The 13,386-nt window shown below is 38.6% G+C and carries 17 protein-coding genes; all 17 read right to left on the bottom strand.

The window, feature by feature from the left end; genetic code table 11:
• Positions 1-21: 21 nt before the first annotated feature.
• The 17 genes from tadA to ACG916_RS09600 all read right to left on the bottom strand — a co-directional run bounded on the left by tadA (position 22) and on the right by ACG916_RS09600 (position 13,382).
• A complete protein-coding gene (tadA, locus tag ACG916_RS09680; RefSeq protein WP_419327456.1) occupies positions 22-546 on the bottom strand; it encodes a tRNA adenosine(34) deaminase TadA in 525 nt (174 codons plus the stop codon).
• 6 nt (positions 547-552) lie between these two features.
• A complete protein-coding gene (locus ACG916_RS09675; protein WP_419327454.1) occupies positions 553-1,674 on the bottom strand; it encodes an enoyl-CoA hydratase/isomerase family protein in 1,122 nt (373 codons plus the stop codon).
• Entirely contained in the window at positions 1,671-2,384 is a 714-nt protein-coding gene (ung, locus tag ACG916_RS09670; RefSeq protein ID WP_419327453.1) for a uracil-DNA glycosylase, read from the bottom strand. Before ung ends, ACG916_RS09675 begins: the two co-directional genes overlap by 4 nt.
• A gap of 73 nt (positions 2,385-2,457) precedes the next feature.
• A complete protein-coding gene (locus ACG916_RS09665) occupies positions 2,458-3,054 on the bottom strand; it encodes a 6-pyruvoyl trahydropterin synthase family protein (protein ID WP_336951426.1) in 597 nt (198 codons plus the stop codon).
• Positions 3,055-3,274: 220 nt separating this feature from the next.
• Positions 3,275-4,231: a type II secretion system minor pseudopilin GspK gene (gene gspK, locus ACG916_RS09660; RefSeq protein ID WP_419330060.1), complete on the bottom strand. Its 957-nt coding sequence runs from the start codon at positions 4,229-4,231 to the stop codon at positions 3,275-3,277.
• A gap of 48 nt (positions 4,232-4,279) precedes the next feature.
• Positions 4,280-4,936 carry a type II secretion system minor pseudopilin GspJ gene (gene gspJ, locus ACG916_RS09655; protein ID WP_336951429.1) on the bottom strand — a complete coding sequence of 219 codons (657 nt, stop codon included), beginning with the start codon at positions 4,934-4,936 and terminating at the stop codon, positions 4,280-4,282.
• Positions 4,936-5,319, bottom strand: coding sequence for a type II secretion system minor pseudopilin GspI (gene gspI, locus ACG916_RS09650; RefSeq protein WP_336951430.1), 384 nt, complete (start codon positions 5,317-5,319; stop codon positions 4,936-4,938). Before gspI ends, gspJ begins: the two co-directional genes overlap by 1 nt.
• Positions 5,306-5,872, bottom strand: coding sequence for a prepilin-type N-terminal cleavage/methylation domain-containing protein (locus ACG916_RS09645; RefSeq protein ID WP_419327450.1), 567 nt, complete (start codon positions 5,870-5,872; stop codon positions 5,306-5,308). Before ACG916_RS09645 ends, gspI begins: the two co-directional genes overlap by 14 nt.
• 5 nt (positions 5,873-5,877) lie before the next feature.
• On the bottom strand, positions 5,878-6,492 hold the full coding sequence (locus ACG916_RS09640) for a TetR/AcrR family transcriptional regulator (protein WP_004821232.1): 615 nt from the start codon (positions 6,490-6,492) through the stop codon (positions 5,878-5,880).
• Between the two features lie 89 nt (positions 6,493-6,581).
• Positions 6,582-7,355, bottom strand: a complete 774-nt coding sequence (locus tag ACG916_RS09635) for a TatD family hydrolase (protein WP_419327449.1) — start codon at positions 7,353-7,355, stop codon at positions 6,582-6,584.
• 27 nt (positions 7,356-7,382) lie between these two features.
• Positions 7,383-7,724: a PilZ domain-containing protein gene (locus ACG916_RS09630; RefSeq protein WP_336951434.1), complete on the bottom strand. Its 342-nt coding sequence runs from the start codon at positions 7,722-7,724 to the stop codon at positions 7,383-7,385.
• Between the two features lie 26 nt (positions 7,725-7,750).
• Positions 7,751-8,731, bottom strand: a complete 981-nt coding sequence (locus tag ACG916_RS09625) for a DNA polymerase III delta subunit-related protein (RefSeq protein WP_336951435.1) — start codon at positions 8,729-8,731, stop codon at positions 7,751-7,753.
• Between the two features lie 52 nt (positions 8,732-8,783).
• A complete protein-coding gene (kdsB, locus tag ACG916_RS09620) occupies positions 8,784-9,545 on the bottom strand; it encodes a 3-deoxy-manno-octulosonate cytidylyltransferase (protein WP_336951436.1) in 762 nt (253 codons plus the stop codon).
• Between the two features lie 4 nt (positions 9,546-9,549).
• Entirely contained in the window at positions 9,550-10,566 is a 1,017-nt protein-coding gene (gene lpxK / locus ACG916_RS09615) for a tetraacyldisaccharide 4'-kinase (protein WP_336951437.1), read from the bottom strand.
• Positions 10,567-10,572: 6 nt separating this feature from the next.
• Positions 10,573-12,303: a lipid A export permease/ATP-binding protein MsbA gene (gene msbA / locus ACG916_RS09610; protein WP_336951439.1), complete on the bottom strand. Its 1,731-nt coding sequence runs from the start codon at positions 12,301-12,303 to the stop codon at positions 10,573-10,575.
• Positions 12,304-12,306: 3 nt separating this feature from the next.
• The gene (locus ACG916_RS09605) at positions 12,307-12,729 is read right to left on the bottom strand and encodes an ExbD/TolR family protein (RefSeq protein WP_336951440.1); all 423 of its coding nucleotides are present in this window, start codon (positions 12,727-12,729) and stop codon (positions 12,307-12,309) included.
• Between the two features lie 20 nt (positions 12,730-12,749).
• The gene (locus ACG916_RS09600; RefSeq protein ID WP_336951441.1) at positions 12,750-13,382 is read right to left on the bottom strand and encodes a MotA/TolQ/ExbB proton channel family protein; all 633 of its coding nucleotides are present in this window, start codon (positions 13,380-13,382) and stop codon (positions 12,750-12,752) included.
• Between the last annotated feature and the right edge of the window lie 4 nt (positions 13,383-13,386).

The following is a 13,386-nucleotide window of genomic DNA, read 5'->3' as shown; positions in this document are numbered from 1 at the left end:
TAAAATCTTGTGTATTCTAGATCATTTTAATATGTCATTTAAGGTCTTTTGTTGTAACTTTAATTGTTTTTTTTGCTCACGACGCTTTTTAAAAAAATTAGACAGTTGGGTTGAACACTGTGATTGTAAACAGCCCCCTTCAAACTGAAATATATGATTGTAATAGCCAATCTCTAACAGTTGACGACTACTGATGAGTGAACCTGCTTTAGGTTCGACCGCGCCAAAAACCACACGTTTGATTCTTGCATGGATTAATGCACCGACACACATAGTACAAGGTTCAAGTGTGACATATAAAGTTGCGTCTTCAGGTAGGCGATAATTTTCAATCTTTTGACACGCATTGCGCAGTGCCTGAATTTCCGCATGGGCTGTTGGATCATGCTGAGCAATCGGTTGATTATAACCTTCACCGATAACTTGCCCCTGACTTACAATCACAGCTCCTACTGGAATTTCACCGATAGATGCAGCAAATGCAGCTTGCTCTAAAGCCAGCTGCATCCATTGTTGATCTATGTATTGTTGAGCTTCTTCAGTCATACGACCTTAAATAATACCATACTGACTTAGAAGCGCATTCCAACTGTCAATCGTTGTGACAGGTGGATTTTTGGCAAGTATTCCACGCAATGTTCGAGACTCAACCTGTTCCCACTCTGGGGATAAATCTTTATCAACCAAACGTGCACGTACACCCTCAACAAAATCAGGATGACGAATTTTCCAATCAGAAATTTGTTTTTCTAATTCAAAAACCTCAGACCAAGGATGAACTTGACGTCCCCACTGCCATAATAACCACGTAATCGCAGCAGTACTTGGTGAGCCCTTTTGTAGATTCTCGCTGGCTTGACGCAACCAATCACTACGCGCATCGCTTAGACCAATAATCGCTTCATAATCATGTTCAAAGCTTACACCACGACAAACACTATGAATCACATCCAAAGAGTTTTGCAACGGGCCTGGTGAAACAGGACGATGTAAACTATTTAAGGTGTCATCTAAAGCACGGAAATCACCAGCAGGATAATGCTCCCAATCGATATCAATCAGTTTCTGTAAAACCACATCACGTTGGGCATCACAAATATGAGTTGCCCAGCCAATCCCATAACCACCCGCTGCAGTCATGATCGAACCTGTTAACCCCGTGAATAAACCTATTGGACCACGATCTGCCAAGAAACGTGTAGCTCCCACATCTGGATATAGACCGATATTCACTTCAGGCATAGCAAGACGCGAATATGGCGTAACCAAACGGAATGGGGCCGCCATAAATAAGCCTAAGCCCCCCCCCATAACATAACCTTCACCCCAAACTACTATAGGCTTAGCATAATTATGCAACAGTAAATCTAAAGCATATTCCGTTTCAAAAAACTTATTGGCTGTTTCAACTTCATTGTTGATCACCAATTGGCGAAGTTTACGAACATCACCACCTGCACAAAAAGCTTTTGGCGTGGTTGAGTCCAACCAAATTGCCTTAACCGAGTCATCATGATGAAAATCCTCAAACAGCTTCAATAATGCCGTAACGATGGATTCATCAAGTGCATGAAGCGACTTAGGACGATTTAAGCGAATAATTCGCCATCCCTTTTTTGCTTCTTCGATAATCAGATCTGGGTGATAATTATTTATTTCGGGAGAGTTTGTCATGCGTCCAGCTGCCAGTCGATTGGCTCAATGCCATATTGTTTCAGATAATTATTTGTTTTTGAAAAAACCTTACAACCAAAAAAGCCACCACGATTTGCCGCCAATGGAGATGGGTGTGCAGCTTTTAATACCAGATGCTTCGTTTGGTCTATACGTTGCCCTTTTTTCTGAGCATATGCGCCCCAAAGTATAAATACAATGTGCTCTCTATGCTCATTCAACACATCAATCACATGATCTGTAAAATTTTCCCAACCGCGTTTTTGATGTGATGTTGGTTGCCCCGCTTCCACTGTCAACACGCTATTTAAAAGCAATACACCCTGTTGAGCCCATTTGGTGAGATCACCATGTCGGGATACAGGCACAGCTAAATCTGTATTTAACTCATGAAAGATATTACGTAAAGACGGAGGCAATGCAACGCCTCTCTGTACGGAAAAACTTAACCCATGCGCTTGATCAGGACCGTGATAAGGATCTTGTCCTAAAATGACCACTTTTACATGATTCAATGGCGTTGTGTCTAATGCATTGAAAATAAGTGAGCTGGGTGGGTAAATAGTTTTATTTGCATTTTTTTCAGTAACTAAAAAAGAACGCAAATCATCCATTTGCTGACTCAAAAGGAACTCAGCTAAACCTTCTTTCCAACTTTGATCTAACCGAACTTGATTTAATTTTGTTTGTTCGAGTTCAGATAATTGCATCAACTTTCATCCTAAATTTCATTTTCCTAAAAATTTATTTGTCCTAAGATAGATTTCACTCAAAAATCATCATTTAAATTTTAACCTGTAAATCCACTTCAGGGTTTTGAAACAGAATACCTTGTTTCAATTTTTCATACATGTCTGGGTCAGACCATTCAGATTTAACTTGCTCAGAAAAAATAATTTTATCCAGACTCAACAGCCCCATCTGAGCATTTTCAATATCTTCTTGAAAACTTTGCGCATAACCTGTATCGGTTTCATGCACAATCACAGAATAGACTTCAACATCCCCTTCCCCATTTTGGGTAATGGTTGATTTTAAAATCTGTTGAGCAAGGAAAAAGAATATCCGTGAAAACTGTTCAGCTGATGGAGAAACAGGCAAAGCCACCCAACGTGCACTAAAAGTTTTACAAGCCTGAATATATTCAGGATTATCTTCTTGCCAAAAACAGATCGCATGGTCAAAACTGTCGAAAATTTCTTTGATTACACCTTTAAGCAATCCAAAGTCATATACCATTTGACCATGATCAAGTTTTGAAGCTTTAAGTAGTAATTCAACTTTATAGCTGTGCCCGTGTATAGACCGTTTGCAACGATCTGACGTGCAATTCCGCACAATATGTGCATTTTCAAACTTAAATAACTTACGAATTAACATGAGCCAAATTTTATAAACAAATCGGTAAAGAATCTCGATTATAAAGCAAAACTCGAACCCTGAGCATTAATTTTCACGTTGATTGCAATTAGCAAAAAGGATAATCTCATTTTTTAGGCCTATTTAGCTTATCGAATCATATTTACGCAATCAACCAACCTTTTAACTACCTTTTATAGTTATTTAAAATCATATAGTTAAAAAATATTTAGCAAAATTTTCAAAATGGCGCAAGGCTACGTGAATAAACATAAACTTGCGATTTATCATTACGCATAAAGCGCGTGGTAAATTGGCGCTTTCGATTGCTTAAAGATACTTCTATCTTAGCTTTAAAATAATTGGATGTTACACCGAAAATCTTGTCTGCTTCGGTTTTGCTTGTAGCCTCCAAGGTGTCAAATGGTGCGACTTTCATCAACTCTCCCACATTGGCAAAGTGCTCCAGTTTTTCTTGTCGCGCTTTTAAAGCTGTTTGTATACTATTTACGTCTAATTTTTCATCTATGGCTGCCAAAACCATTGCAGGTGCTGTATTGACATTAATTCGTGTGGCAATATCAGGCAGTGCCGATATATATGGTGCGATTAAATCATACTTCTTTTCTTCAAAACCACGTACTTGTTTAAGTTCTTCAACACTGGCAAATTTTCGATTTGCAGCCAAATAAGGTTTAGGCAAACCTTGGTAATAACTTGTTTCAGCGCCTAAGGAACCTATCGTTTCATTATCTGGATCTTGCCAATCAATCACTGCTTGAACAGCATCAGCGGGTAAACCGACACGAACCAACAGTTTAGAAAAATATTTCTGTGCAGCATCGTTGGGCTTACCTTCATTGGTTAATAAACTGTTTAAATTGAATTTACCTGACTCATCTTCTAACACACCTGCAACATATCCATCTTCAACCGGAAATGCTGGCATTGGTTTTGCCCAAGTTTCCTGTAAATAATCTGCCTCTTTACTGTTTTCACTGTCTTGCACCAATATTTCAGAGTAAAACGCTTCTGCACTCTTTGCATAAAAAAGGGCTTGGCTTTGACGTTTTAAAAACCCTGTACTTTCATTGGTATAATTTTGACGTTTAGCAATCGTCGCGGCAATGATGGTTGCTAAAGCAACTATTACTAAAATCGTAATTAATGCGATACCCTTTTGCTGCTTCAATTGCATGATTGATTTACCTAAATTTAGTGATCCGCATCTACCACAATACTGATTTTAAATAGCTGGGCTGTTATTGATCAAATAGTCAGAATTGAGCAAACTAAAAATCCATTCATATTCTATATCACGAATCGTGACTTTGATTTTAATCCCACGTGGTAATTGCCCTTCATTTTTAATCATATCGTTTGGCCAGCGATCTAATTCAGTTGGATTTAAAGCATCAATACGATACTGATCCACATCTGCCAATAACACACTCGACAAAGGTTGTTCTGAATTATTTCGATTTAAATTTGAATATTTCAGACGGTAAAGTTTTTTCTCTTGTGGATTGTAAACATATTCAATTCGTTCATAGGGTGACAACCCTTGTTTAAGCGGATCGGTTACACCAGTTTTACTGAAAGATAGTTTTTGGTTATCTAAGCGTAAAGCGGGTTCAATTTCCTCACCATTTCTTGCAGAAATGGGAACAATTTGCAAAGTATCACGTTGAATCTGTTGATACGCGCCTTGTAATTGGCCTAAATTTTCCTCATGCATAACATTGCGATCTTTAACTTTTATCAAATAGTCAAATATTTTCCACCCCAATGCTGACAAAACAGCAAAGATTGCGATGGCCACCAAAAGTTCAATTAAGGTAAAGCCTGTGCTTTTCTGTGAATACACAGTTTGATTTTTTTTATGCTTGATTAGATTCATCATTATTTTTCTTTGATCGGATAATTAAAGAACACCATATTGGTAATCCCTGCTTCTACTTTACCCGTATCAGGATCAAAAAGGCTCACTTGCACATCTATTTTTTGTACATTTGGGCTCAGTGTAGTTTCTGCTTTTTTATCTACCTGCCAAGTTTCACCTTGTGTGGTGATTTGTTTGGATGACGTTCCTGACAGCCATTCACGATTAATCATCATCATCGAAATTTCGTTCTGTGCAACAAACTGAGCCTTGGTTCGTAAAATCGCATTGGCTGTCGACTGTGTATATTGCATAGCTACTTTGGTCAATGCCATTGCTGCGACTGCAAAAATCGCCAAAGCCACGACCACCTCAATTAAAGTAAAGCCTTTATTTTTCTTCATCTACCTTACCCAAATAATCAACTCGAATTACCTCACCCACTGGCTTTTGCTGATAATACATTTGAATTGTGACAGGTTTGACTTCACCATTTCCAAACCAAATCAATTTAGGTGCATTATTGCCCAAAAGTTCTGAGTTATTTGCATTTTGGAATTGATGATCTTCCGTTTCAATAGAAAATGAAACGTATTCTGGTAACGCTCTTTTAGGAAAGTCTGTCACTTCTTTCCATGGTTTATTGTCAACCACTCGGGTAGGTTGTTCGGCATCTTCATTTACTTGAATATATTCAATAACGCCATATTGTGCATCCGCAACATCTGTAGCATTGTGTAAATCGAGTGCATAAATACGCGCTTGATCATTGGCTTCACGATTAATCTGCTTTAAATCCAGCAACAACATCTCACGCGCTTGCATAGCTTTACGCTGATCTACACCATCAATATTTAAAATGATCAATGAGGCTATAATACTGATGATGACGATCACCACCATCACCTCAATTAAGGTAAAACCTCGCAATTTTTGAGATGATCGTAGATTTTTCATTGCAGCTAAGCAACCTGTTCTGAGGCTTGTGGATGTTTTGGCACAGCCAATGCCTGATCAATCAATGCGACACGCAAGGTATCTCGACAACCTAAATAACGCTGATAGAAGCTTGAATTCAGTATCGCGGCTCCACCATGAGTAATTGACCAAATTGAAGCCAAATAATCACGTACAGACATCAAACTTTGAATTGACTCTAGATAACTTTCAGTCATTCGAATAATGATACGTAAACGTTGTTTACGCACTTGATAAAGTTCACTAAATAAATGATGGATGCCTTGCCCAGTGGTGGATAATCGCTCTTCGATCTGATGGAATAACACTGCACGTTCAGGATGGTGTAAATGGTGCAACATAAAAAAAGCCAAATGCTCAGGAAATGCTTTTTCAGTATCACGAACCATTTCAAGTAACATACGTTCATTACGAATGATGAGCAATATATACAACTCATCCTTACTCTGAAAATGCTTATAAAGTGTTCCCTTGGCTAGATCTAGTTCTGCAGCAAGGGCATCCAATGTCATCCCCGCTTCACCATTTTCTAAAAGCAGTTGTTCAGCAACCTGAAAAATCAATGCTTCTCTTGCTCTAAACTGAGCCTGTCGATCCATCTTCACCCGATAAACTCTCTTGTTAATTCTATCCGTTAATAAATTGAGGCACTTCTATTGATTGCTTTTTAAAAATCAGTACTTTTCAATCACTTTTGTCGAAGCAGGTTTTCAAAATTTTGTGTCGTAATGAAAGCGATCTCTTCAAGCGTTTTATCATATACATCACTCAGCGCTTTGGCTACATAAGGAACATATTTTGGTTCATTAGGCTTTCCTCGATAAGGCATAGGTGCCAAATAAGGACTATCCGTTTCAATCAACAAGCGATCTAAAGGCACTTGCTTTGCTACATCTCTTAGATCTTGTGCGTTTTTAAATGAAACAATTCCAGAGAAGGAAATATAATAGCCACAATCTAAAACGGCCTTTGCAGTCTCCCAATCCTCTGTAAAACAATGCAAAATACCATGTGTTGATTTTTCAGCTCGAATAATATCTACAGTTTCATGTTTTGCTGAACGGGTATGGACAACTACAGGTTTTTTAACCTGTTGCGATGCGTGAATATGTCGTGCAAAACAGGCTTTTTGTTCAGTAATAAATTCTGTGCTATGAAAATAATCCAAGCCTGTTTCACCCAAGGCCCAAACTTTTTCAGCTTGCGCCAGATCAACCAGTTTTTCAACACTTGCTCGTTGCATCACAGCAGGATCTTCACATGGATGCACACCGACACTATAGCCTACATCTGAATGTCTTGCGGCAATTTCTGCAAGTGCGATATGGTCATCCAAATCTACAGAAATCCCCATAAATTTGGACACACCAGCATCTCTTGCTTGTTGTAATGCGGCATCGAGATCCCCAGCATAAGGTTCAAGATTTAACATGGTTAAATGGCAATGCGTATCAACAAACACAGAAATTCCTAAAAATTGAAAATTGGCTTACATTGTAAAGCTAGGACGGTCTAAAGACATACTGCCTGCGAGTAATTTTTCAGCTTCCATTTTGTAATAGATGCCTTTTTCACCAGTGAGTTGAATCGCAAAACCTTGTGGCTTAATTCCATTTTGCTTTTGCGAAATCCAAATCACTTTCCCTGTTAAAGGAATTTTCTGCGATTGATCCGGCAAACCTGCCAATACAAACACTTCATCTCCCATTTTTACAGGATTCTTTGACGGTACAAATAAACCACCACCTAAAATATAAGGCATATAACTGGCTTGTAAGGTTGCACGATCATTGATGTTAACTTGAATCAAACCGCCCATACGTGGTTGCATGATTATTCCCCCTGAATATTCAAATTTTATGTCACATTCATTAACTGAATCGACAATTGATCAATAATTAGATTTGTTTGTACATTTTGATCAACTTTTAGCTTCGATTGTTGTAAGTCTTGATAAATTGAGAATAAAGTTTGCAATTGATACTGCGCTGCAAGCTCATCTAACTCCAAATCTGAATTCTTTACAACTTGATTCAGCTTGACACAAATTATATCTGACAACAAGTATTCAAACATTTGTAAAAAATCATAAAAGCTCAGTTCTTTATTCCATTTTGAAGCAAACTGTAAAGGCATACTTTTCTGACTGACCAGTTTTTGCCAATCCTGTAAAAACTCCCCACGTCGGTTTAACCAATCTAGCTCAGCAAGCGCCAATGCTTGCAGTGGCATATTATTAGATAAATTCATCAACAAGTTAATTTTAGAATGCATTTCAGTTGGTAAATGCTGTTGCAAATATTGTTCTGAAAGCGTGGGGCTAATACGATCCATAGCAAAATGCTGTAATCGACTACGAATTGTTGCTGGGAGCTTTAGATAATGTTCCGCAAGTAAAATAATCTGTACCCGGTCACCTGGCTCTTCTAGCGTTTTTAATAATGCATTTGCAGAAGCAATGTTTAAAGCTTCTGCAGGTTCAATCACAATAACACGCCAACCATCTACTGTTTGCTGCACAAATGGTAGTAGATCACGGATCTTCTCGATCTTAATTTTCGCGTTTTGCTTCTTATTCTCTTCATCGGTCGTGATATTAACATAGTTAGGGTGGGTATCTGATTTGAGCCACTGACAACTTGTACACTCGCCACAAGCACCTTGAGGTGTTTTATTTAAACACAAAACCCATGACAAAAAATGTTGGGTAAATGCATGTTTACCACAACCGTTTTTACCATAGAACAATAAACCATGCCCTAATTTTGGAAAGCGACCTGTTAAGGTTTCCCATGTCTGTTGCTGCCAAGGATAAACCTGAGAATTAGAAGCATCCATGAATCAAAAACCTAAATACAAGTGAGGTAAAAACAAGTGACGCAAATTCAAACTATTCAAAAACCGCTGCATCTAAAATGTTTAAGCGATCTAAATCTTCTTGAGTATCGACACCTGGTGGTAAATTTACTTGTGCGATATCAATCGCAATACGATGTCCATTTTCTAAAACACGTAATTGCTCTAAGCTTTCCAATTGCTCCAAAACACCCATATCCCAACTGACATATTCCTGTAAAAGCTTGACACGATAAGCATATAAGCCCAAATGACGATAAGCATGTTGATGTAGCTTTTGCTCAGCCTGTTTAGCACCCTCTCGATCATAAGGAATTTGCGCACGACTGAAATAAAGCGCTTCTTTAAACTTTGACATCACTACTTTTACAATGCTGTCACGCTGAAACTCATCAAGCTGATGTATAGGCTCACATAAGGTCGACATTGAACAATCAGCTTTCTGCGCCAATAGCTCAGCAACTTGAATCACCAATTGTGCAGGCAACAACGGCTCATCACCCTGAACATTCACAATAATATCCTCAGCATCCCAACCTTTGATTCGAGCAACTTCACTTAAACGGTCTGTGCCCGAAGGATGATTCGGATCTGTCATCACAACATCCACACCTTCTGATCGACAAAGCGCTGCAATACGTGGATCATCTGTCGCTACACAAAGATCATCAAAACCCTGTACTTTTTTTGCTTGGTCGACCACACGTAAAATCATGGCTCGCCCATGAATTTCTAAAAGAGGTTTACCTGGAAGGCGTGAACTCGCAAAACGCGCAGGAATAACAATATGTTTCATCAAATTAACCTTGTATTAGATCAATACCAAGTTGAGTAAGTTGTTGGTTGAGTAATAGATAACATTCATCAGACAAGACCGCTCCAACTGGAACCACCCAAATCTCACGACTAAATGTAGAATGATTTTTCAATAAGGGTAAAAGCTTTACCGCATCTTTTTCAGTGGTGATAATGGGATTATTATCCTCAAACTGTAAATCATCAATTTCATAATCATAATGGTCTGGAAACTCATGACATTGAAATTGAGTTACACCTATACTTTCCAAGGTGTTATAAAAGCGTCGAGGAAAACCAATTCCAACGACTGCATAATAATCGAGTGTAGGATCAAACTGCTCAGATTGGTCAAAACTTGGATTTAATAGATAAGGTTCAGTCACCTCTAAATGCATATTCAGAGATGAATGTGGCTGATGGGCATGCTCAATCACGGTACCGTGTTTTAAACGACTCACAGGCTCGCGTAAATAACCTTCAGGAAGCAGCTTCTGATTTCCCAGCCCACGATTATTATCCAGCACAATCCATTCGATTTGACGCTCTAAAGCCCAATGCTGTAAACCATCATCACTAATGATTAAATCAAGTTCATAATATTGAAGGAGTAATTCAATATTTCTTTGGCGATTCGCACCCACCACCATGGGAACTTCTGTAGACTGAACAATTAAACAAGGTTCATCGCCTACTTGATCAGGCACAGAATCTAATGTAACCAGTGCTGGAAAAGGTCCTTGACCACCATAACCACGACTAATCACGCCAACACGCACATGGTTATGTTTCAAATGCTTCACCAACTGAATCAACAGTGGTGTCTTGCCACTCCCACCCACAGTAATATTTCCAATAATCATTACTGGGACAGGTGCTTTATAGGTTTTTTTTATACCTGTTTGATACAGCTGCTTATTTACCGTAAAACCGAACTGATATAACCATGATAATGGCCGCAATGCAATCAACCACTTGGACTGTTTATTCCAAGCATCTTGAATGATTTGCGCAATAGACATGTTGGGTTATTCCTCAAAGTTACGTTCATACAATTGATAGTAAGCGCCATGCTTCGCCAATAACTCAGTATGAGTACCTTGCTCTATGATACGCCCTTTATCCATAACCACAATCTTATCCGCTTTCTCAATCGTGGATAGACGGTGAGCGATCACAATCGTAGTTCTGTTTTGATCAAGCATCGCTTCATCAAAAGCTTTTTGAATAAAGTGTTCAGACTCATTGTCCAAAGCACTAGTGGCTTCATCAAGAATCAGAATCGGTGCATTTTTAAGGATTGCACGCGCAATGGCAATACGTTGACGTTGACCACCAGAAAGACTTAAGCCTTGCGCACCTAAAGGCGTGTCATAACCTTTAGGTAATTCCATAATAAAGTCATGTGCATAAGCTGCTTTAGCTGCTGCAATAATGGCTTCTTCAGATGCTTTTTCTAACTGACCATATGCAATATTTTCACGCACCGTTCGATCAAATAAAACAACTTGCTGGTTAACCATCGCAACTTGAGTACGTAAACAACTCAGTTCAATGTCTTTTATAGGCAACTGGTCTAAATAAATTTGCCCTGCACTAATCTCCTGAAAGCGCACCAACATATTCACCAATGAAGACTTACCCGCACCTGAACGCCCAACCAGAGCAATCGTTTGTCCAGCCTGGATCTCTAATGAAAAATCATCAATTGCTTTCACTTTATTTTTATATATCAAAGACACATGATCAAACTTGATATCACCCAATAATTTAGGTGTTAAATTTCCCGTATTCTCTTCTTGTGGTAAGTCTAGAACCTCAAATACAGAATATGCTGCCGCAATACCACGTTGTAATTTTTCATTAATATCAGTGAGGTTTTTAATAGGTTTAGCCAGCAACCCAGCTGCTGTAATATAAGCAACAAACTCTCCTGCAGAAGTATCACCTAGAATTTGTGGACGTAATGCCAGCCAAATAATGATACTCAGAGCAAAGGCCATGACCAATTGTACCAATGGACTATTTAAGTTTTGTACGACGACCATTTTCAAACCACGTTTTAAGTTTTCTTCTGAAGACTTATAAAAACGTTTTTGTTCACTTTCTTCGCCAGCAAAGCTCTTTACAACAGCATTACCGCTTATTGTTTCTTGAACAATATGATTCACATCCCCCATAGTGTTTTGCACTTGAATGGAGAGTTTACGCATACGTTTTGAAGCTTTACGCACCAACAAGCCAATAATTGGCATAAAAATAAAAATACATAAGGTCAAACGCCAATTGGTGTAAAGCAGATAACCCAATAAACCTAAAGCAATTGCACCATCACGAAGTAATATTTTTAATGATTCAGATGACGCTGCGGTTAACTGCTCTACGTTATACATAATTTTTGCAGTGATATGACCTGATGAATTATCCAAATAATACTGTGCTGGTAGTTTTAAAAGTTTGGCATAAACCTCTTGACGAATACTAAATACCAAACTTCTTGAGATGACTGCGGTAAAGTAGCCTCCCATAAACAACCCTAAGCCACGGAAAAAGATCAACAGGATAATCAGTGCAGGAAACCAATCAAGATCACCACGATTGCCACCCTGAATTGCATCAATTATATATTTAAGTAACTTCGCTACGGAGACTTCAGTTGCTGCATTTATGCCAAATCCAACAATAACGAGTAAGGCTGCCCCCCAATACGGCTTTAAATACGCCAAAAGACGGACATAGACCTTAAAATCCTGATTCACTAATTAATAACCTCGAGATGGAACTTTGGTACTGATATTGATGTTAACGAAACCTAGCTGTCCTGCAACATCCATCACTCGAATAACATCTTGATGGGTTGCTTTAGCATCTGCAGCAATCACAAACATCAGATCACGATTATCATTTGCTGCTTGCTTAATTGCAGTACTTAAATCAGCAGACTCTTTACTCGAAAGCGCCTGCCCATTTACTGCATAATGTCCTGCGGAGTCTACCATGACTTCAATTTTATTTTTGTATTCTTTTGGCGGAACACCATGTGCATCAGGCAAAGAAAGATTGATTCGACTTTGCTGATTAAACGTGGTGGTCAGTAACAAAATCACCAATATAAATAATAAGCAATCAATCAGTGGAGTAAGATTGATATGAATATCTTCAACTGTTTTGCGTCTAAATTTCATGAAACACCCCTAAAACGGATTTAACCAGCTTTCTTTTTTTCACTTTCAAGGTGCGTCTGAAAAAATAAGGCTGCATGAAATAAAGTCGACTGCTGCTCTAGTTCAGCCACATATTCCTGAACTAAACGCTGATAATAACGATAAGCAAATAGTGCAGGAATGGCGATAACCATACCAGCAGCTGTGGTAATTAATGCTTTAGATATCCCTGGAATCATCATGGTTGGATTGGCATTGGAACCCAAATCAATGACCAGAAAGGACTCGATAATCCCTATCACTGTACCCAACAAACCCAATAAAGGTGCAACAGCGCTCAATGTACCTAAAAAATTTATATTTTTTTCTAGATATCCAATTTCGCGGGAAGCTGTAGCTTCCATTTGAGCACGCGCAAACGCTTCACCTTGAGTATAAGCATCTATACCATCTTTAAAAATATAGCCTAATGCTGTTTGGCAAACAGTTTGATCTTGTTCCATTTCATCTAAAACATCGTCAACATTGCGACCTTTTTGCATTATAAGCGACTTAGGTAGAACTAAAGATCGTTTCAGCCGTATAAATCTCTCGATTGAAATCGCAACAGTAAAAATTGAACATAAAACCAATGGCAGCATTAACCAACCGCCGGCTTTAACAAGTTCCCACATCTTT

This window comes from Acinetobacter legionensis (genome assembly GCF_048552295.1).
Lineage (GTDB): Bacteria > Pseudomonadota > Gammaproteobacteria > Pseudomonadales > Moraxellaceae > Acinetobacter.
The sequence above is the reverse complement of the archived record's forward strand: the minus strand, read 5'-3'. Positions and strand labels throughout refer to the sequence as shown.